Source organism: Cognaticolwellia beringensis, from assembly GCF_002076895.1.
GTDB classification, from domain to species: domain Bacteria; phylum Pseudomonadota; class Gammaproteobacteria; order Enterobacterales; family Alteromonadaceae; genus Cognaticolwellia; species Cognaticolwellia beringensis.
The window spans coordinates 3,775,561-3,797,804 of the sequence record NZ_CP020465.1 but is presented as its reverse complement, the minus strand read 5'-3'; the positions used below and the strand labels follow the sequence as shown (position 1 = coordinate 3,797,804).

Genomic DNA, 22,244 nt, shown 5'->3' with positions numbered 1-22,244 from the left:
CAGTAATGATATTACGTTTTATTTTTTATCGTGTAATAGTAGGTACAATACGCAATTTAAGATGAATTAGGCTGACTATAGTGGTGGAAAGTTTAAAATGTTAACGCCAATTATCGGTTATCACCTCGATGATGAAAATCATTGGGTTGCTCGCTTAGCTTGCGGACATTTTCAACATGTTCGACACCAACCACCTTTTATTAATCGTCCATGGGTATTAAAACAGTCAACGAGGGATGAAAAATTGGGTCAAAAACTTAATTGTATTAAGTGTGATCAAGGCGCAGCTGCTGATTTCTCAATAACATAGATTACTGATGCTAAGTTTGCAGATGCTAAATTTTAGGGAACATAGATTTCGGGTACATTGATTTCAGGTACATTGCTTAATAGTAACTCTATAGATATTAAGCCATTAAATAAAAGTAAAACCCACTCAACCACCTAACTACCGCAAGACTTTCTCACCACTAATGTCGCTGGCATTAATTGAGTTTGCGCTACTTCGCCGCTAACTAATTGTAGCAACTTATCAACTAAAAGCTCACCGGCTAAAACTGTGTCTTGTTTAGCAGTGGTTAATGCCGGTGAAGTAGAACAAGCCGTAGCTATATCATCAAAACCCACTATAGCTACATCACCTGGGACGTTATAACCCGCTTCTTGTATCGCTCGCATTGCGCCAATAGCAATTAAGTCGCTTGCTGTACAAATGGCATCAAACTTTATACCTTTAGCAATAAGCTGTTTAGCCGCTTGATAGCCAGATTCATCAGTAGATATAGCATCAATTTGTAGGTTGCTATCTACCTTAAGATTATTATCTTTTAATGCTTGGCAATGGCCAGAATAACGATCTAGAAATTCGGGAGAACCTATACTAATCCCGCCCAAAAATGCAAAGTGTTGACGATTTTTATTAATAACATGCTCTGTTATTTGATAGCCACCTTGAAAATTATCACAACCTACAGACACTACAGATAGCCCTTTAACGTCGGCTCCCCAACGCACAAAATGTGTTTCTTGTTTTATCAGTTGAACAAGCTTTTCTTCATAATCCGTATAATCACCATAACCCAGCAAAATAATACCGTCAGCTTTACGGGTATCTTCGAAATCAGCATGCCAGTCATTACTCATTTGTTGGAAAGAGACTAATAAGTCATAGCCCTTTTTCGCACTTGCACGAGTAATGCTACCTAACATAGACAAGAAGAATGGGTTGATCAAAGAATCGTCATTAGTGGGATCTTCAAAAAGTAATAATGCAATAGTGCCGCTAAGTTGTGTGCGTAAACTACTGGCATTTTTATCGACTTTATAGTTTAACTCTTTGGCAATTGCTTGCACACGAAGACGCGTTTCCTCATTAACTAATGGGCTATTACGCAGCGCTCGTGACACTGTCGATTGTGAAACGCCAGCACGATAAGCAATATCAAATGATGTTTGTTTTGATCTCACAGCAAACCTATAAATGAAAATATCTAATTCATATTAACCGAGGGTTTAAGCTAAGTACATAATTTAATTGATGATGAATCACCCCCTTCTAGAGAACATACGCCCTCCCTGCACAATCACTAAACTTTTCCGACAACCAGCTAAGCCAAAGGCAGGCGTTTATAATCGCCATCACTGCTTTTTAAACAATACATTTACTCACTTAAAATTAATGTTGATAAAAAGCTCAAATACATACGTATGCATGCATTTTAAGTCATATTTTTGCAGTGCATACGTATGTAGCGCATTGCTCTAATTACTTACATCGGCATAATTAATTCAAGCGCTGATTCAAGAGCTATTTATGAGCTAAATTAAAGTGAGCTTTCAGAACTGCATTTACAAGATGAAGTCTATTGCGTGTTGTCTCGTTCGCGAATTAATAATAGAGAGACCGTACTTCACTTTTTGCATTAAGTAAGAAGAAGTTAACATTTACCGACATTACAATGTCCGATAAAAGAGTTTGTAGTTATATGGTTACTAAAACAAAAACGTCGACTAACACACAGTCTTCAACTAAAAATAAAACACAATCAATTACTGTGGCTGAGATTAGCCAACGTATCGAACACCATTTAAAATTTACGTTAGATGAACAAATCAACGTAGACCAAAAACCAGCGTACTGGCGGGCTACCTCCCTTGCGCTTAACGATATAATCGTTGAAAAACTACAAAACACTAAAGCTCGCCAACAACAAAGTGAAGTAAAGTCAGTTAATTATTTGTCACTTGAATATTTAATGGGCCGTTTACTGTCGAACAATTTACATAACTTAGGCCTATATACAAATACTGAAAAAGCTTTAAAAACAATGGGCTTTGAATTGGCAGATTTATGCGAACAAGGCGCTGATTTAGCATTAGGTAACGGTGGTTTAGGCCGTTTAGCGGCATGTTTTTTAGACTCACTTGCAACGTTAGATTACAGCGCAATGGGCTACGGCGTGCATTATCAACATGGTTTATTTAAGCAAAGCTTTGCTGATGGCCAACAGATAGAAACTCCAGATATGTGGCGTGAGTTTGGTAGTCCATGGGAAATATGTCGCCCTGAATCAAGCCAAACCATTCCACTTTATGGTCATATTGAAGAAGTTGCTCAAGCTAACGGAACAATAAAATCAGTTTGGCATGCCGGTAAAACGTTAAAGGGTGTACCTTGGGATGTGCCAATTGTTGGTTATAACTCTGATACGGTTAATGCCTTGCGTTTATGGGAGTGTCGTGCCGATAACGCTTTTGATTGGGATACATTCAATCATGGTGATTATTTACAAGCACACCAACAGCAAGTGGCGGCTGAAACTGTATCGAAAGTACTTTATCCAAATGATGAACATGAGGCTGGTAAAGAGCTGCGTTTTGTTCAGCAATATTTCTTCTGCGCCTGTTCAGTACAAGACATTATTGCCCGTTTTGAAAACCAATATGGCGCTCTTGCAGAGCAGAGTCACTGGCAAACATTCTGTGAAAAAGTGGCGATTCAGTTAAACGATACCCACCCTACTATCGCTATTTTAGAATTAATGCGTACGCTCATTGATAACCATAATGTTGATTGGGATAATGCTTGGGCGATTTGCCAAAAAGTATTTGCCTATACAAACCATACTTTATTGCCTGAAGCTTTAGAAAAATGGTCAGTGGCTTTATTTCAGCGCGTACTTCCCCGCCACTTAAGTATTTTATACCGTATTAACGAAGCCTTCTTAAACGATGACGTTAATGCGCTTTGGCCAAATAATGATGACATGCGCGCTCGCTTATCATTGATTGAAGAGGGTCATGAACCTAAAGTTCGCATGGCTCACCTTTGTGTTGTTACTGCACATAGAGTGAACGGCGTAGCTCAAATTCATTCTGATCTGGTAAAACAAGATCTATTTCCAGAGTTTGATCAATTATGGCCGACAAAATTAACCAACGTAACTAACGGTATTACCCCTCGCCGTTGGTTAAAAGCGTGTAACCCTTTATTAGCCAACTTGCTAGATAGCACCATCAATGCTGATTGGGCGAAAGATCTCAACCGTTTAAGTGAACTGAAACACCTTGCTGACAATGCCGATTTTCAACAACAGTTTATGGCGATAAAGCAACAAAACAAAATTGCCTTGACGAAAGAAATTAAAAAACTCACCGGTATTACGGTCAGTCCTGACGCTATTTTCGACGTGCAAATTAAACGTTTGCATGAATACAAACGTCAGCATTTAAATCTACTACACATTATTTCGCTATACCGACAGCTATTAGCTAACCCAGAGCTAGATATGCAACCGCGTGTTTTTATCTTTGGTGCTAAAGCGGCTCCTGGCTACAAGCTAGCAAAAGAGATTATATACGCGACTAACAAGGTCGCTGAAAAAATCAACAATGATATACGTATACAAGACAAGCTTAAAGTGGTGTTTTTACCTAATTATCGCGTCAGTTTAGCGGAGAAAATCATCCCAGCAGCTGATGTTTCTGAGCAAATATCAACCGCGGGTAAAGAAGCTTCTGGTACCGGTAATATGAAGTTAGCCCTCAATGGCGCAGTCACTATCGGTACCCTTGATGGTGCCAATATCGAAATCGCGGAAGAAGTTGGCGATGACAACATTTTTATTTTCGGTTTAACCGTCGATGAAGTTAAAGCCCTAGATGCACAAGATTATAACTCTTACCAATACTACCAGAATAACGCTGAGATTCGCGCTTGTTTAGATTGGTTGGACACAGATTACTTTACCCCTGGTAATCCGGGTGAATTATCATCGATTAAAGAAAGCTTTTTAGCAGGCGGCGATCCTTACAAAGTATTGGCTGATTTTCAAAGCTATGCCGATGCGCAACTAGCATTAGACAAGGCTTACAGAAATCCGAGTCAATGGGCAAAAATGGCGATCTTAAATACTGCGCTTATGGGTAAATTTAACTCGGATCGTTCTATTGAAGATTATGTGCAAAACATTTGGCACTTAACTGTCAGTAAATAGCGCTAGCGATTAACGTAAATATAGCTGTTTATTGACTGAAGGCATTAACAGCTATATTGCCTTGTACTGTTTATATAAAGGTTATTCGACAAAATTAATGACCGTGCATCAGTTTTTAAAAAAAGCATTTTTTGCTGATTTTTAAACCCCGTTGCGTTAAACAAATGAAAATATCCAAAACACTAATTATTATCGCCTCTGTGGTATCAGAGCGTAATTTTAAAAATAATAACGCTAGCACAAAGTGCAAGACGATAAGCGGAGAGAAACATAGAATGAATTTAATTGAGAAACTTGCAGAACTGGTTGGCTTTCATGCAACCTATACCAATTCATTTGGCGAACAAGTTTATGCCAAGGATGAAGCGAGGTACTCGTTACTTAATGCTATGGGTTATGATCTTTCATGTGATAAAAAGATCGCAGCCAGTATTACTGAGTTAGAGCAAAAGTCTTGGCGCAACATGCTACCACCAGCACACATTGCAAAACTTGAAGCCAAGCAGCATCAAGTAACCATTAGTGTTGCAGACTCTGCGATAACCGAACTGAACTGGGAAATTACTCTGGAGTCAGGTGATACCGTTAGCGAAAGCATAGCCTTAAAGGCGTTAACGCTGCTAGATACTGCCACATTCAGCGATGCATCATTTAGCAAATATACCCTGTTATTGCCGCTTTTAGTGGAAGGTTATCATCAATTAACGCTGCATTACGGCGAAAGTAGTGCAACTTGCCCGCTGATATGTGCGCCACAAACTTGTTATAGCCCACAAGAAGCTTCAAGCGATAAAATGTGGGGTTATGCCGCACAATTATACTCATTAACCAGTGCTGATAACCTAGGCATGGGTGACTTTGGCGACTTAGCAAAACTGGTTGATATATCAGCCAAGCAACAAGCGTCAGCCATCGGTTTAAATCCATTGCACCCGTTATATCAAAATAACCCGGCACATCGCAGCCCATATTCCCCCACTAGCCGTTGTTTTTTAAATACCCTGTATATTGACCTTAAACAAGTCCCTAACTTTGTTTCTTGCCAGGCAGCACAGGCGCGTTTTAACAGCGAAGAAATTCAAGACAAAATTGCCTACGCTAAACAAACAAAATTAATTGACTACCCTGCGGTTGCCGATGTTAAGTTTGAAATTTTAGAAATATTATTTCAAGACTTTATAACGAACAAACCCGATGAGTATGACCAATTTACTGACTTTAAAAATAGCCAAGGCAATGACTTATTACAGCTAGCAACTTTTGAAGCACTTTACGAATATTTTAGAAAAACTGATGCTAACGCGTATGGCTGGCCAGATTGGCCAACAGAATTTCAAACACCTGACAGTGTTGAAGTAAAAGCTTTTCAACAAGAATATGCAAGCCGTATTAACTACTTTTGTTTTGTACAATGGTTAGCCCATGACCAATTAAAGACGATTGCTAAGCAAACAAAAACATCAGGAATGCCGATCGGCTTATATCTTGATTTAGCCGTGGGTTGTGACGGCTCAGGTGTAGATGTATGGTCAGATAAAGATGTTTATGTTGCTGGCGCAGCCGTTGGAGCACCACCTGACGCGATGAATACCCTAGGACAAGATTGGGGACTTACGCCTATTAATCCGGTTGCACTGCAAAAGCAAGGTTATCAACCACTTGTTAAAGCATTGCGCAGTAATATGCAGTATGCCGGTGCACTGCGCATTGATCATATTCTGGGATTAATGCGTCAGTACTGGGTAGCACCCGGCATGAAAGCCGATCAAGGTGTTTATATCACTTTCCCACTGGAAGATATTTTACGCATTATAGCGTTAGAGTCTCGCCGCAATAACTGTGTTGTTATAGGTGAAGATTTGGGTACTGTGCCCGATGGCTTTGGCGAAATAATGGCACGTGCAGGCTTGTTATCGTACAAAGTATTATTTTTTGAACGCTGGGATTCTGGATTTTTCATGCGTCCAGAGCTTTACCCTGCACAATCGATGGTGACAGTATCAACCCATGACTTACCAACACTTGCGGGTTGGTGGACAGGCAAAGATCTAGAATGGCGTCAAAAACTTCAGCTTTATCCAAACGAAGATATGGGCCAGCAGGAGCGTAATAGCCGAATTAAAGATCGACAGTTGTTAATTGATGCATTAGAAGACCTAAACGTTATCGATAGCAGTAAAGCACCTATTCAAGCTCCGGCCACAATGAACCGAGAACTAACGCTTGGCGTGCAAAAATATATGGCAAAAGCACCAAGTCATATTCAGTTAATTCCGCTTGAAGATGTTTTAGAGGTCGTTGAACAGGTCAATATTCCGGGCACCATAGATGAGCACCCTAATTGGCTACAGAGATTACCCGTGACTGTCGAAGAATTTGATCAAATTGATTCCGTGACTGAACTAGCAACAGCAATGAAAATTGCTCGACCTCGAACTAACCGCGATTAAATGAGTTAACCTTGGAAACAAATATGCTTAAAAATAACAAAGTATGCGCATTACTATTATCGACCTTCGCTACATTGATTTTCGCCGGTTGTGGCAGTGATAAAATAAGCGCAGATACACACGTTGAGCCTGCATCAGTTGCAGAGGTACAGGTAAAATCTGGGCAAACTAACACGACAAAGCAATATACAACCGCAGCAGATCTACCGCATTACCTTGAGCGCGATGTGCAAGAAGAAGTGTTTTATTTTGTTATGCCAGATCGCTTTAATAATGGCAATATCGATAATGACTTAGGTTCAAAAACCCAACCTATTTCTGCTGGCGGATTTGATAAAACCAATAAAGGCATGTTTCATGGCGGTGATATTCAAGGGTTAAAAGATAAACTACCTTATTTAAAAGAACTGGGCATTTCTGCCATTTGGTTAACGCCTATTTTACGCAACCAAGCCATGCAAGCCGACAGTTCAGGCTATCACGGCTACTGGGTATTAGATTTTACTGAAATTGATCCACACTTGGGCAGTAACGACGATTTAAAAGATCTTATCAACAGTGCTCACGCTGAAAACATTAAAATCTATTTCGATATTATTACAAACCACACTGCCGATGTTATTAAGTACGTTGAATGTCATGGTGAAGATGGTCTCCAGTGGCTAGTTAAATCTGATAAAGGTTGCCCATTTAAATCAGTAGAGCAAGTAGCGAGTGGCGATAATTACACTACCGTAATCCCAAAGGGTCACGAGCAATTAAAAACGCCAGCTTGGTTAAACGATCCAAAGTATTACCATAATCAAGGCGACTCTTTCTGGCAAGGCGAAAGCTCAAAACGTGGTGATTTCGCTGGACTTGACGATATCGACACCAACAACCCTGAAGTACTTGCCGGTATGATCGATATCTTTAAAAACCTGATCACTGAATTTAAGCCTGACGGCTTTCGCATTGATACTGTTAAGCATGTAAATACTGATTTTTGGGCTGATTTTGCTCCAGCGTTAGTTAATCACGCGCAAAGTCTTGGCATTAATAATTTCTTCATGTTTGGTGAAGTTTATAGTTTTAGCAGCAAAGAGCTTAGCGAATATACCACTGTCGGTAATATGCAATCAGTATTAGATTTTGGCTTTCAAGGTGCTATGGTAGAAAGCTTAATAGAACAAAAAGGCACGAGCTCGTTAGCGACACTTTTTGCCAACGATATTGACTACCTTGACCATGACAGTAACGCTAATCAGTTGATGAACTTTACAGGTAATCATGACATGGGTCGCTTCGCTTATATGTTGAAAAAAAGCGAGTTTAATTACAGTGAAGAGCAAATGGTTAAACGAACTTTACTGGCGCACGCCATGACTTATTTTATGCGTGGTGTACCTATTATTTATTACGGTGACGAACAAGGTTTTGTCGGGGATGGCGGTGACCAAGCGTCTCGACAAGATATGATGCCCTCATTGGTTGCTAGTTATAATGACGATGACTTATTAGCTACTGACGCTACCACCGCTGACGATAACTTTGATACTACGCACCCTATTTACCAAAGTTTCGCGCAATACGCTGATGTTTTTTATCAATATCCGGCACTGCGTCGAGGTGAGCAAAAAACGGTATATCAAGCCGATGATAATGCTATTTTTGCCATTACTCGTACTTTAGCTGCTGATAATGAAGGTACAAGTCCAGCTGAGACAAGCTCAGAAATGTTAATCGCTTTTAATACTTCTGATAAACCAGCAAAAGCCAGTATTGCTCTGGAAGGTGAAAGCTATCGACTAGTTATGGGTAAAAACAAACTAATACAATCGAGCAAAGATACTCATACCATTGAGATTCCAGCACTTAGTTTCGCTATATATGAAAAACAATGAATAAAAAAATGAGTAAGTAAATATAGCGCAAAAAACATTAACTTATTAAGTCCATACCTAACGGCTAGATGTGGACTTTTTTATTACTAAAATTAACAGTTTAAGCGTAATTCACGTAAGTAATACCAATTTGATTAGTTAAGTAATCTACTTTTTCATGAGAGAAAACAGATAATGACAAGGCATAAAATTTAGTCAGTAGTTATTCTATTTATAAATTTTATAACGCCGTCATCATTAATTTTAACCATTAAAAATGGGCCGTTAATTAATCAACTTGGTATAAAATAAACTGCCTTAATCTGCGTACCTCCAAAACTGATTACAAATTATTACTAATAACAAATTGTGCTCACAATCGAAGATAAATTATTTTCAATAGTTTGCACAATATGCGACATTACGCGAAGTTGTGTAATGTGAGGTGTAATCATTACATAATATAAACAAACTGACAGGGTTGAGCTCAATGACCACAGAAATTGAAATATCAGGTGCGGTATTTAAGTGTAAGACCGACGAAGACATTTTTTATCAACGGTTATCTGAAGTAAAAGGTATTGAAAAAATTATTACTAATGATTCCCGTCAATTAGTATCGGTGTCTAATATCAACAAAAATCAGGCGATAAGCGATATTGTCGCAATATGCGATATGTGGCACGCCACAATGGATACTAAATGATTAATGATGCCAATAGCACTGAAAAATTGGTTAAGTCACGAGAGTTAAAAGTTTAACGGATATATGTTTTATTATGATAAGAGTCATTTTTTCAAGAATGAGAGCTAGCGATAGCTGTCCACCTAGAGTACCCGTTTCAAAAGTTGCATGGTCTTGGCTAGGCGCATTTCTTAGCATGTATTTTGTTGCTATTTTGAGTAGCCTTACAGAAGTTGATGTTTTAAAAAGCATGTTTCTCGTCGGTTCTTTTGGCGCATCTGCTGTGCTCATTTACGGCGCGCCTCAAGCAGATTTTTCTCAACCCAGAAACCTGATTGGCGGCCATATAATATCGGCTTTTATCGGCGTTTCTTTACAAAAGTATTTAACCTTGGATATCGCATTATTGGGTGCACTGGCTGTGTCATTATCAATTGTAGCTATGCATTTTACGCGCACATTGCACCCTCCAGGTGGAGCAACGGCTTTAATTGCCGTTATTGGCAGTACAGAGCTGCACAGTGCGGGTTATTATTTTGTTGTGACTCCCGTTGCCATTGGTACACTAATTTTATTAGTCATAGCTTTAGTCATAAATAACTTATCTAAAAATCCACTCAGACATTACCCTAAATATTGGTTTTAATCGTAAGAATTTACGCCATTAAAGCTGGTATCTATTAAGATTAACGATCACGGTTTAAAAGTAAGTGTTAGTTACAACTTCTGTATTTCAGCCTCGAATAAAAGCTGACTCGCATTGTGCTTGTAAAAGTAGCTCATTTAAGTAAACTGACAAACAAGCTTTGAGTAAATTCGAGTCTGTAAAGTAAGTCAATTTAGCAAGTCGACTGGCATTAATTTCAATAAAATGACTTACACTTATCCGGTTAACTCAAGATCTATAAACGCAGTAATTAACCGCTCAGTACTGCTATTTACTACCTAAGGATATTCAATGATTGATTTTGAAAACAAAGGTTTTTTTAAACTTAAGCAAGATATTGACTACGCAGAAAAAGTAACAGACTTACTGTTAGAAGATGAGCAAATAGTCGACTCATATAAAACCATGCGAGACGGTGTAGTATTTACCACCAAAAGAATAATCGCGGTTAATGTCCAAGGTATTACGGGTAGCAAAAAAGATTTCACCTCACTACCTTACAAAAACATTGTAGCCTACTCTATTGAAACATCAGGCACCTTTGATCTTGATTCTGAATTAGAAATATACTTTTCGGCGATCGGTAAAGTGAGATTCGAGTTTTCTGGTAAAACATCAATGCTAGAAGTATCAAAAATAATATCTAGCCATTTATTATAAATGCTTAATTTAGCAAATAGATAAGTTAGTTGCTTTATTGTCAGCACGCTTCTCTATTTGCTATTCAATGATTCAAAAGTGCGCCCTTACTGAATAATCAAAAGGTGTAATAAGTGCTATTAAATTCCTCATAAACCCGTCATAAATTAAGTTAACATTATTCACAGAGACCTATTTGAAAGCTGCACAATACGGTCATCAAAGAGTAAAGTTTAGCGCCTTGTTAAATGCTACCACTACTTCTCACTTTTTTAAGCCGAATTGATAAAACAACAATTAAACCTGACAAAATGCCCGTACTAAAAGAACCACTAACGTCGAAAGTTAACAAAATAGGTTTAAGCAGCAGAAAATGGATAACCATCACAGGAATAAAAAGGTAAGCTAAGAATTTAAAATCTATTGACACAACATAGGGTTTTCCGCAATGAGGGCAGGTTTTATCCTTGCTCCACTTATTCAATTCTTTAGAAAAAAAACCAATTTTCACTTCACAATTTGGACAAGTATAAAATTTTTCATTGTAGTCGAAATTAACATCTGAAATCGCTTCTGGAACTGACATCTGCCTTTTATTTAATTCCTGTCGAAGATTAACAGCATTTTCGGGGAAAGCTTTTGGGTCTATTTGAGTTAAGGCTTCTCTAAGTTCATCTAAAGAATACTCTGAATAATTGGGTTCCATATTGAATCCTCCTTGGAAAGCCCTAATAAAGGGCAATAATATGTCTACGTTAAATATAATCTGCTAACGCCATTTGTCCAATTTAATAGCCTGTTATAATTTAATTATTTAAATAGGCAACGAAGACAATTAATATGATGTAAAAAGATATTCCCAACAGACCAATGAAGTTTCTCTTTGCAGATTTACTCACCTTAAAAGCTGCAAAGTCCTAAAACTCAACGTTAATCTGGCCCAAAGTGATTACTTTAAGTATTAAACAGCCGGGAAATAAAATATAACACCCAATATAGTGTCAATTAATAACCAAAAAACTATCTCCATTGCTAAACTCATCTAACTACCACTTAAAGCATTTATTTTACCGACCAACAAAAATTACTTCTTCACCGCTATCTAGCCATAATGGATGTTTGGCCATTACTTTAGTAAACATTGAACTTTGTAGATAACTATTTAACCATTTTTTTAAATTGGGATACGGCGATTGTAAGTACCATTGGCGTTCTATACGGGCAAATTGGCGAATAAACGGAAGCAGCGCTATATCGAGTAAACTTTCTCGTGATGACGTTAAAAATTCATGCTGGGCTAATCGTGCTTCTAGCTGTTTAATATAATGTTCGCATGCTGCTCGGCATTCACTAATATTGGTTTCATGATAACGTTTTGCGCATTTATAAGCTTCCAAACAGCGTTTGAATTCAACATCAAACTCAGCAATAAAGCTTAACATTTGCACTAAAGTTTCAGGCGTTTCATGATGAAGTAAATCATGAGGATCCGATTTATGCAGCGCCCACAACATAACATCTAGGCTTTCATCAATAATTTTACCTTTTGTGTCTGCTTCGCTAACAGCACCGGTAACAATTTCACTTTCTTCATTTAACACTAAAATGGGGACGGTAGCTTTGGGTGAAGCTAAAATCATTTCTGGCGGTTTATTACTTAACACCACGTCACGTAACGCAACTGGTTGATGCGACTTAAAAATAGCAATACGTGCGCGCATTGCATAGGGGCAGTTTCTTAACGAATAAAGGATAGGGAGTGCCATAGTGCTCTTCTTGATGAATACTTTTTCTTTTAATCCTGCAACTTTAACGGTATTCATTAGGGAAATATACGGGTAAAATCCCTGCTCTGAAATTTAGCGAATAAAAAGTTGTACAAATGGATCATAAAATAGAATTATTAGCCCCCGGTGGCGATGTTGACGCAATTAAAGCGGCCATTATAGCCGGAGCCGACGCGGTATATTGCGGTTTAGACACACTAAATGCCCGTAATCGCGCTGCTAATATATCTTTTGAACAACTTATTGGCATTATCCGTCTTGCCCATCAATACGAATGCCAAATATTTTTGACCTTGAACGTCATTATTTTAGAGCGTGAATTTAAGTCTATTGCTAAATTATTAAGTAAATTGGTTAACACCACATTAGACGGCGTTATCGTGCAAGATATCGGTATGTTTAATATTATTAAAAAGCATTTTCCAACCTTAGATATTCACGCTTCAACCCAGTTAACTACCCATAATATAGGCCAAATACCTTTTTTAAAAAAATTAGGGGCGTCGCGAGTTAATTTATCTAGAGAATTAAACTTACGTGAAATAACGGCTATCACTGAAGTTTGTAATGAATACAATGTGCTAACCGAAGTATTCGTGCATGGCTCACTTTGCGTGGCCTTTTCAGGGCTTTGTTATTCAACTTCAGCTAGTGTCGGTAATTCAGGTAATCGTGGCCGTTGCAGCCAAGCCTGTCGTGAAGAGTATGAAACAACACCGTCTGGTCATAACTTCCCACTAAATATTAAAGACAATTCAGCCTTTTTTGATTTACCGGCTTTAATTGACGCAGGTGTGCATTCGTTCAAAATTGAAGGCCGCATTAAAGGTGCTAATTACGTCCATACGGTCGTCGATAGTTTCCGTAAACAAATCGATGGTTTTCTTAATACTGGCGAATTAACACAAGATGGCGAACGCCTTTACAAAGTATTTAATCGTGACTTCTCCAATGCTTTTTTACGCGGTGATTTAAATCAATCGATGTTTATTGATAATCCGCGCGATAACTCAAAAGTGCATGCGGTCAGTAAATTTAAAGCTGACGAAAGCCAAGCAATTTCAGTCGTTCAAATTCAAGATGTAGAGCAAAATCTACAAACAGATAAAAACGACATTGAAGCGGAAGTTGTAGAGAAAATAAAGCATTTAAGTATTGAAAAAGTACCGTTAACCTTAAGCTTTTCAGGCCAACTAGAGCAACCGTTAACGGTTACAGTGACTACCACTGGCTTTTCTATTGAGCAAAATACCTTTACCGTGCACTCTACTAGCCTATTACGCGCTAGTGATAACGCTAGTATTGATAAAGCAACCATCGAAAAACGCTTTAAAAGCTTTAATAATGCTGAGTTTTTACTTAACGAGCTAAACTGCGACAAATTAAATGCCGGTTTAAGTATCCCTTTTAAAGAGCTAACCGCACTTAAAAACCAAATCGCTAGCACGTTAAATAATGCGGTTGATATTATCCCTGAGGTGACGTTACCTAAGTTGGTTAGTCACCCTAAAAGTGATACTAAAAACGCGAGTAAAGCTGAACTATCAATTTTGATTTGTGACGAAACCGATGTTGCGCTTACAGAGATTACTGATGCCGATATTTACTTTAAATTACCCGATGCTTACAAACGTGGCTGCACTAAGTATGTTGGCTTTTTACAAGACAATCCACGTTTAATTCCATGGTTTCCTGCCGTGCTAATCGGAAAAGATTATGACGCTGCTGTTACGATTTTAGAGCAAGTAAAACCTGAACTTATCGTCACAAATAACACTGGTATTGCTTATAAAGCCAATGCCTTAGGCATAAAATGGATTGCTGGCCCGTTTTTAAACACCACCAACTCATACGCGCTATTAGCCATGAAAGAAGACTTTGACTGTAGCGGCGCGTTTATTTCAAACGAAATTAATGCCATGCAAATGAAGCATATTGCACGTCCTGAAAACTTTAAATTGTTTTACAGTATTTACCACCCTATTTTGTTGATGACTAGCCGACAATGTTTCTTCCAACAAAGTGTTGGCTGTGAAAAACCACGCATCGACAATGGTTGTATGCTGTCTTGTGATAAGTCGACTAGCATCACTAACCTTAAAGGCGTGTCGTTTGCCATTGATAAGCAAAAAGCGGGTTATCCAAGTATTTATAACCAAGATCAGTTTTTAAATATGGAAGTTATTGAAGACTTATCTGATTTATTCGACAGCTTTATGATTGATTTAACCAACATTGGCGCAGGCGATAAAGCCTCTCCTGATAAAGCCTTGTTGATCAGCCAATTTGAAGCACTATTGTCTATGCAAGTGAAAGATAATCAGTCGGCAGTAAAACAACAGTTAAATAATTTAGTGCCTGAGTCGACTAATATTCAATACCATAATGGGTTGTAGATAAAGTACGACTTATTATTTAGACAATGTAAATTAATAAAGCCACTCACTTACGATTATAAAGTAAATGAGTGGCTTTTTTGGTGGCTCACTTAAGACTCTCTTTAAAAAACCTACGGCACTGCTTGGCCATTTCTAGCTTCTAGCAAGCGATACCAATCTTCACGCGAATAATCTATTGCTAAGGCTTGTTTAGCCGCAATAATGCGTTCTGGGGTCGTTGAACCTATAATGGGGAAAACATTGGCAGGATGTTGTAACAACCAAGCGAGAATAACTTGCCAAGGTGCGCAACCATATTTTTTACTTTGGTTGTTTAGCTCGCTTTCAATTCTTTGCTCATCTTCAACTGAAAAAGTGTTGCCCCAAGCTGAATAAGCAACGCCGCCCAGCGGACACCACGCAATAGGTGTAATACCATGCTGTTGGCATTGATCTAACGTGCCATCAAGTAAGGTATCGATATTGTGAATATTAATTTCAACCTGATTAACCAACAGTGGCATAGATAACGCAGATTTTAACAACGCAACTTGCGAGGGTTTAAAATTACTGACACCAAAATGCTTAACCTTACCGCTGGCTTTTAATAACGCAAAGGTTTCTGCCACCTCATTTGCGTCAAATAAATAATCAGGTCGATGCAGCAAAAACAGATCTAAATGATCGGTATTTAAACGTTTTAATGAACCTTCCACACTGGCCAATAAATACTTTTGGCTAAAATCATAACGAGTTGGTGCGTAGCTATCATCATTATTTTTTGGTCGGATACCAGCTTTTGAGGTAATAATCATTTTTTCACGTAAATGCGGTTGTTCTGCTAATATCTCTCCAAAAATACTTTCACTTGCACCACCACCATAGATATCAGCATGATCAAAATGGTTATAGCCTGCATCCAACGCCGTCATTATTGCCCGTTTACCTTTACTACGATCGCTCGTGCTGTTGTCGCCAGCAATACGCATACAGCCGTAGATAAAACGTGATGATTCGATAGTTGAGTTGCCTAGTTTACTGTGTTTCATTGATCACTCTGTTTAACAATTGGAATTTAAAAATAACTAAAATAAGTAATATAACTAATCACTACAACCGACAAAAATTAGTTAAATACTCATCATGACTTGGCAGCTTTGTTAGCGGCTCATGTTTGATAGCTTTAATTTTCGCTAACATCGAGTTGAGCTGCTCAAGCGGCATATCATTCGCCATAGGATGATAATCTTCTGGCTCTATGCCCTGTCCTAACATCACTTGTAACCATGAACCTTCATTAAACAAGTCGTTTTGCTCACGAAATATTTTGCCGCTTTCTTTAAAGAGTTTAATTTTTTCCGCTAAAGACTCTGGTATATCCATTTCACGTAAATCACGCCACAGTTGACTGTCGTCCCTTTGGTTAACATGATAATGCAAGATAATAAAATCTCGTATTTGTTCATACTCTACTTTCGATTGACGATTATATTCATCAACTTGTGCTGTACTGATACCCTTTTGCGGGAACATATGAATCAGGCGCACAATGGCTGATTGAATTAAATGAATACTGGTTGACTCAAGCGGCTCTAAAAATCCGCTCGATAATCCTATCGCGATTACATTTTTATGCCACTGTTTACGTCGACGCCCCGTAGTAAATTTTATAATTCGAGGTTCTGCTAAGGGCTCTGACTCAATATTGGCTAATAACAGTGCTTTAGCTTGTTCATCGCTATAATGTTTACTGCTATAAACGAGACCATTGCCGTTGCGATGTTGCAACGGTATACGCCATTGCCAACCCCCTGCGTGCGCAATTGAGCGAGTATAAGGCACTGTTTCGTCGAACCTTTTAGAAGGCACTGCCACGGCCCGGTCACAAGGTAGCCAATGCCCCCAGTCTTCATAACCAGTATTAAGCGTTTGTTGTATTAGCAGACCGCGAAAACCAGAGCAATCAATAAACAAATCACCTTTAATTACCTCGCCACTTTTTAGTACCAATGAATTTACGTTACCGGTTTTTTTACATTGCTCAACATTTTCAACCATGCCCTCGGTGCGTTTAACGCCGATTTTTTCACTAAATTTTCTTAAAAATTCTGCGTATAAGCCGGCATCAAAATGAAAGGCGTAAGGAATATCAATAATAGGGTCTTTAGATTTTATTTGCGCAAACTTACCTTGGGTTGCACATAGATAATTCAGGTCGTAATCCCATAAATTATCTTTTAGTCCGGCATCTTGTGCACGTTTTAAATAATGATGAAATTGACAAAATGGAGAACTTTTACCTGCAGCACCAAAAGTATGAAAATAGCTTTCTTCGGTGTTTTTCCAATTTTCGAATTTTATGCCAAGCTTGATAGTCGCTTTAGTCTCTCGCAGAAACTCAGCTTCATTAATTCCAAGCACGCTATTAAATAAACGAATAGGAGGGATAGTCGCTTCACCTACACCAACACTCGCTATAGCTTCTGACTCAACCAATTCAACATCAACTGACTTGCCCATTAACTTTTTAATTAATGAGGCTGACATCCAACCTGCAGTACCACCGCCTAGAACAACAACTTTTTTAATTTTATTTGTCATGTGTAATTCTCTACTTTATTACTACTACATATACATTAATTCAATATAAAACTTTATCACGGTCCAAATAATAAAACCTGCTAGAAGCCTAGCAGGTTTTAATTTTACAAACGTTTAATTAATTACACTTAATAATTAAAACTTGTAATTAAGACCTAACGAGTAGTTTGCACCAAACGATTGGTAAGACCTAATTTGTCGACCATCCGTTGCTTCAGCTTGTAAGGTGTCTTCGTCTGTTAAGTTTTGCGCTTGTAATGTAATACGCAACCCTTCAAGTGACTCGATACCAGACTCTTTAAAGTCGTAACTAACTTGTGCATCCCAAATTTCTGAGCCTAAATCTTCAGTTTCATCAAGCGCAAGACTTAAACCACGAGTTTCAGTTAAAAACTCATCGCGTTTAGTGCCCGCAATACGGAATTCGAAACCTTTATATTCATAATAAGCGGTTAATGAATAGCTTTCTTCAGAAAGACCTGGAATTCGACCGCCGTCTTCTAATTCACCATCAATGAAAGTTGCACTAACGGCAAGACCAAAACCTTCTAGTTTTTCGTGAATTAAGCGAAATGGTACACTGGCTTGGAATTCATAACCACGTACAAAGCCTTGCAAACCGTCTTCAGTTGAGTCTACAAAACCTAAAAAGCTCGCAGGCGCTTGACCCGTTGACCCTTGATGATACTCAGGAATATAAACGTCTGAAAAATCTGTTAACGCTTGACCACTTCGATGCCAATTTTTTAAATCTTTATAGAAGAATGTTGCTGCAAAATAGCCATCATCAGTAAAGTAATTTTCGTAAGACAAATCGAATTGATTGGCTTCTAATGGTTTAAGTGTTGGATTTCCGCTACTGCCAGACCATGCTCCATTTTCAGGATCGGTGCTATTAATATTGTTATCGTTGAATGAAAAAGTTGCTCTATTATTAGGGCGCATATCATCCATACGTGGACGACTTAATACTTTGCCCATTGCTGTACGAATAAACTGATTTTCAGCAATTTCAAAGCTTAAGTTTAAAGTGGGCAGAATGTCAGTATATGAATCACCACCACTTACCGGAGTCGCATCAACATAGCCAGTGGCATTATCAACAACGGAGAAGCCTGTAGATGTTTGATCAATGCTAACAACTTGTAAACCTACATTACCACTCATTAGCACATCACCAAATTCAGCTTCTAAATTTAGTTTTACGTAAGCAGATAATTGCTCTTCATTAATAGTATAAGTATCACCTAAGCGATCTGTTTGTACTAAAGAAGCAGCTGTTTCTGTGTAGTAGCCACTTTTATATAGACCAATACTATCGTAAGCTAAAACGCCATTAATACCGATAAATCCTAAGTCAGCGACACCTAATACATTAGGAATTGGACCATCATTTGGATATTCTGGTGCAGTTAAATAATCGCCTTCATTGATTTTTTCTTTAGTACGGTCAGAATAAAGTACACCAGCTTCGATACCTGAAATAATACCGTATTCTAATAAGCCATTAACTTCTAGACGAACACTGTCTAAGTCTTCTTCAAATTCTGGACGATTAATAAAGCCATCTTGTGCGTCACTACCAATGATAGGTGCGCCCCAAGCTTGAGGGCCGGCTAAACGCATAAGGCTTTCATCAGTATAATCAACACCCGCTAGTGTTGGATGATCACTATACATAACACCTGTTGGCGTCATTTCCCAAGAGCGTGCGGCACCAGGTCGACCATCAATGCCGGCACGGCCAACACCAGAGTAACTCTCTACATCAACAATTGATTTTTCAACAGAGCCTGTTGAAATATCTAAAACAGCTGTCCAGTCTTGATTCAAAACGTACTCAACATTTAAGCCAAATGTGGTTAGTTTTGAATCTTGAGTACGGGCATCATTTCGAACAACAGATTGAAAGCCATCCCAGTAGCCAGAAGTAACTAAACCATCTTCTACATTGGTTTCCGTATAATTTACGCCACCCCACACCGGACCGCCCTCTTCAAGGCCTCGGCGAACATCATTTTCACTGAAATCTATATATAACGCATCGAATTGAATTTTTAACGCATCTGTCGGCTCATATTCGATAATGGCAGCAATTGAATCACGCTCTAAAAGTGCAGAACGAACGAATGAATCGTGACCACCCAATATTTTATTGCCTTCAGGTGTATCTGCATAACCCCATGCGCGGAAGTTTTCTTCTTGGCGTGGTGTTTCTAAAGAAGATAAGACTAAAGCAACGCCTAAAGTATCATCCATGAACTTATCAACGAAGTTGAATGAAAATCGGTGTCCGTCATTATCATAGTCTGGATTTGCTGAATCTTTTTCATTTTGTTCAAAATTGACATTAAATGCCATGACCGAGTCTGAATTTAGCGGGCTGACCGTTTGTAAATCAACTGTACCACCAAGGCCTTGTGACACTAATCCAGCTTCAGGTGTTTTATAGACAACAACGTTAGATATAATTTCAGTTGGATATAAATCATATTCTACACCGCGGTTATCACCCATACCGAGTAATTCACGGCCATTGAGTGAAGTTCCCACATAGTTTTCATTAAAACCACGAACAGATAAACCACTGGTACGGCCATTTCGTCTTTCACCGGTTACACCGGGAAGTCGTGCTAATGATTCAGCAATACTTGTATCAGGTAATTTACCAATATCTTCCGCCGATAAAACTTCAACGATAGAGCTTGAACTCATTTTAATTGCTTGAGCTCTTTGTAAGCTTCCACGTATACCTGTAACTGTGATGGTTTCTACTTCTTTTTCTTTTGCTGTTTCAAGTGCCACTTCTTCTGCAAAAGTTGGCAAGCTTAACGCCATGAAACCGCTTGATAGCAATGCCAAAGTTACTCGGCTTGGTTTAAAATTTAACACTGGTGAACTCCCCTATACATCCATGCTTTAATTATTATTCAGCGATCCGGCGCTGATATCGATAATTTGTATTTTTCTGCTTAGTTTTGCAGACAATTCTAATATAGAGTGGAGGCTTGATGATGAATACTATCTGCATACGTATTCATAAAGTCAGATTAAAAGCCTACTTAGAAGATAAAACAGCCACCATAGAATTAACCGTAAAATAAAAGTCGATACAATTATAACTTAACCATTTATTATCAATAAGTTAAACGAACATGAACATAAAACTCAACATAATAACTATTAAACCCCTTAATATTCTTCTTTTTAAATTAGCGTTGAATACGTATGTAATAAATGAAATGGTTTCAAAACACTAACGACTATTTTGAAGTTAAAGTGATCGATATATAACAACTTCGACGACTTAAAACATAAGTCGTGACAAAACATTAATCCCCCACATTTAAACGAACACCAGCCCCTTCCCATTAATTAAAGACAACAAGCACAGTCAAACAAAGTTAGTTTTATTCGATAAAATAATTTGGTGTCTGAATTCGTTCAATTCATTGGGCGATAATAATATGATGTCGATTAATTACGCTTGAAACTAAAAAGCTTATTGCAATGCAATAAGCTTTTTTATGAAGACTTAACGACCTGACATCAGCTAACCATCTGCTAATTAACCCTAAAAGTTAACGTATCTATTTCGCATTGACAAATACAAAATGGCATGTCGTTTTCAATAACCTGCAGGGTTTTCTTGTTAAGCTTTATTTTATAATCTCCTGGAATTAAATCATACACTAAACTCAAGTCTAGTAGGGTGGCAACGTTACCGTTGGCCCTGATCAATTGATAATCTTCTGGACTCGGATTCGCGCGTTTAATAATAGGTCCTTGATAGTCTACTTGCTCATTATATTGGTCGGTAATAATAAAAAGTTTTGAATAAAACCCTTCTAATGGCGTATGCCAAGTCAACACAGATAAATCTCTGTCAATATGATTAAATAAGATAAAATCAACAAAAATACCATTTACTACTGGCTGTTCAGCAGCAATGATAAGCTTACAACTAATCGGTGGCTGAGCTATTTCAAAAATATTAATTTTTGATTCAACCGTCATCATCCCTTCCATAACGAAGTGCTCCTTATTACAACTTATTAATGATATCGCTATAAAATACCCAATAGCACTGCGTGCTTAATGATTTTCAGGTTCTATAACACTCATTTATCACCTACAACGTAATTAAATTTTGGATAATTCCATTTACAGTTTAAGTAAAGCATCAATTTCTGTAATCAGCACAGTTAATTACGATAAAAATAGTGAATATTAGAATGATGTCTCAAATTAGTGCTAACTTTCTGCTGATGGTCAAAGTGATTTAACTTAGACAGCTCGTATTAAATTTATATCAGCTTAAGTTGTCACAGGTTATTACAATTGATTTTGTGGGTAATTCAATCATGCCTCTTTGATCTATATTTGATTAACATGTTTACAAAAAATTTAATAAACTTAGGATTAATCTTATTTAAATAAAGACGTTAGCTAGTTAGAAGGTGTCAAAATAATTAAGGGTATTATTAAAAAAGGATAAGCACCTTCCAACCAATAAAGAAAAACGTTAGTCATGTAAGCGCAGTTTTATTACATCGCTTGAGCAAGTTTTAATCAACGAATAACAGTCAAATGTAGTCATTAACGCTTTGGCACAAATTAATTCACCACTGCAACAAGTAGCTTGATAGAATATCGAAAAATATGTGGTTAGTTAAAAG

Annotated in this window: 15 protein-coding genes; 8 read left to right on the top strand and 7 right to left on the bottom strand. The window is 37.9% G+C overall.

The window, feature by feature from the left end:
- The first annotated feature begins 97 nt into the window (after positions 1 to 97).
- Entirely contained in the window at positions 98 to 310 is a 213-nt protein-coding gene (locus B5D82_RS15965) for a DUF3565 domain-containing protein (protein WP_081152917.1), read from the top strand.
- 134 nt (positions 311 to 444) lie between these two features.
- Here the strand turns inward: B5D82_RS15965 and B5D82_RS15960 are convergent, their stop codons facing one another.
- Positions 445 to 1,467 carry a LacI family DNA-binding transcriptional regulator gene (locus B5D82_RS15960; protein WP_081152916.1) on the bottom strand — a complete coding sequence of 341 codons (1,023 nt, stop codon included), beginning with the start codon at positions 1,465 to 1,467 and terminating at the stop codon, positions 445 to 447.
- Positions 1,468 to 1,985: 518 nt separating this feature from the next.
- Here B5D82_RS15960 and B5D82_RS15955 point away from each other — a divergent pair.
- From B5D82_RS15955 to B5D82_RS15930, 6 genes are all read left to right on the top strand, one after another.
- Positions 1,986 to 4,496, top strand: coding sequence for a glycogen/starch/alpha-glucan phosphorylase (locus tag B5D82_RS15955; RefSeq protein WP_081152914.1), 2,511 nt, complete (start codon positions 1,986 to 1,988; stop codon positions 4,494 to 4,496).
- Between the two features lie 275 nt (positions 4,497 to 4,771).
- Positions 4,772 to 6,946 (top strand): 4-alpha-glucanotransferase, encoded by a 2,175-nt coding sequence (gene malQ, locus B5D82_RS15950; protein WP_157673920.1) that lies wholly within the window; start codon positions 4,772 to 4,774, stop codon positions 6,944 to 6,946.
- Between the two features lie 23 nt (positions 6,947 to 6,969).
- Positions 6,970 to 8,829 carry an alpha-amylase family glycosyl hydrolase gene (locus B5D82_RS15945; RefSeq protein ID WP_081152911.1) on the top strand — a complete coding sequence of 620 codons (1,860 nt, stop codon included), beginning with the start codon at positions 6,970 to 6,972 and terminating at the stop codon, positions 8,827 to 8,829.
- A gap of 469 nt (positions 8,830 to 9,298) precedes the next feature.
- Complete coding sequence (locus tag B5D82_RS15940; RefSeq protein WP_081152909.1) at positions 9,299 to 9,514, top strand: hypothetical protein; 216 nt, start codon at positions 9,299 to 9,301, stop codon at positions 9,512 to 9,514.
- Between the two features lie 76 nt (positions 9,515 to 9,590).
- A complete protein-coding gene (locus B5D82_RS15935; protein ID WP_081154555.1) occupies positions 9,591 to 10,139 on the top strand; it encodes an HPP family protein in 549 nt (182 codons plus the stop codon).
- 312 nt (positions 10,140 to 10,451) lie between these two features.
- Entirely contained in the window at positions 10,452 to 10,820 is a 369-nt protein-coding gene (locus B5D82_RS15930) for a PH domain-containing protein (protein WP_081152908.1), read from the top strand.
- Between the two features lie 223 nt (positions 10,821 to 11,043).
- Here the strand turns inward: B5D82_RS15930 and B5D82_RS15925 are convergent, their stop codons facing one another.
- The gene (locus B5D82_RS15925) at positions 11,044 to 11,505 is read right to left on the bottom strand and encodes a transcription initiation factor IIE subunit alpha family protein (protein WP_081152906.1); all 462 of its coding nucleotides are present in this window, start codon (positions 11,503 to 11,505) and stop codon (positions 11,044 to 11,046) included.
- 361 nt (positions 11,506 to 11,866) lie between these two features.
- Positions 11,867 to 12,622 carry a glutathione S-transferase gene (locus B5D82_RS15920; RefSeq protein WP_342743780.1) on the bottom strand — a complete coding sequence of 252 codons (756 nt, stop codon included), beginning with the start codon at positions 12,620 to 12,622 and terminating at the stop codon, positions 11,867 to 11,869.
- A 59-nt stretch (positions 12,623 to 12,681) separates the two neighbouring features.
- Here B5D82_RS15920 and B5D82_RS15915 point away from each other — a divergent pair, with 59 nt between their 5' ends.
- Positions 12,682 to 14,982 carry a peptidase U32 family protein gene (locus B5D82_RS15915; protein ID WP_081152905.1) on the top strand — a complete coding sequence of 767 codons (2,301 nt, stop codon included), beginning with the start codon at positions 12,682 to 12,684 and terminating at the stop codon, positions 14,980 to 14,982.
- Positions 14,983 to 15,095: 113 nt separating this feature from the next.
- Here the strand turns inward: B5D82_RS15915 and B5D82_RS15910 are convergent, their stop codons facing one another.
- The 4 genes from B5D82_RS15910 to B5D82_RS15895 all read right to left on the bottom strand — a co-directional run bounded on the left by B5D82_RS15910 (position 15,096) and on the right by B5D82_RS15895 (position 21,594).
- Complete coding sequence (locus tag B5D82_RS15910; RefSeq protein ID WP_081152903.1) at positions 15,096 to 16,013, bottom strand: aldo/keto reductase; 918 nt, start codon at positions 16,011 to 16,013, stop codon at positions 15,096 to 15,098.
- A 61-nt stretch (positions 16,014 to 16,074) separates the two neighbouring features.
- Positions 16,075 to 17,565 carry a tryptophan halogenase family protein gene (locus B5D82_RS15905; RefSeq protein WP_081152902.1) on the bottom strand — a complete coding sequence of 497 codons (1,491 nt, stop codon included), beginning with the start codon at positions 17,563 to 17,565 and terminating at the stop codon, positions 16,075 to 16,077.
- 135 nt (positions 17,566 to 17,700) lie between these two features.
- Positions 17,701 to 20,457: a TonB-dependent receptor gene (locus B5D82_RS15900; protein WP_094122820.1), complete on the bottom strand. Its 2,757-nt coding sequence runs from the start codon at positions 20,455 to 20,457 to the stop codon at positions 17,701 to 17,703.
- Between the two features lie 672 nt (positions 20,458 to 21,129).
- The gene (locus B5D82_RS15895) at positions 21,130 to 21,594 is read right to left on the bottom strand and encodes a hypothetical protein (protein WP_081152900.1); all 465 of its coding nucleotides are present in this window, start codon (positions 21,592 to 21,594) and stop codon (positions 21,130 to 21,132) included.
- Positions 21,595 to 22,244: the final 650 nt, after the last annotated feature.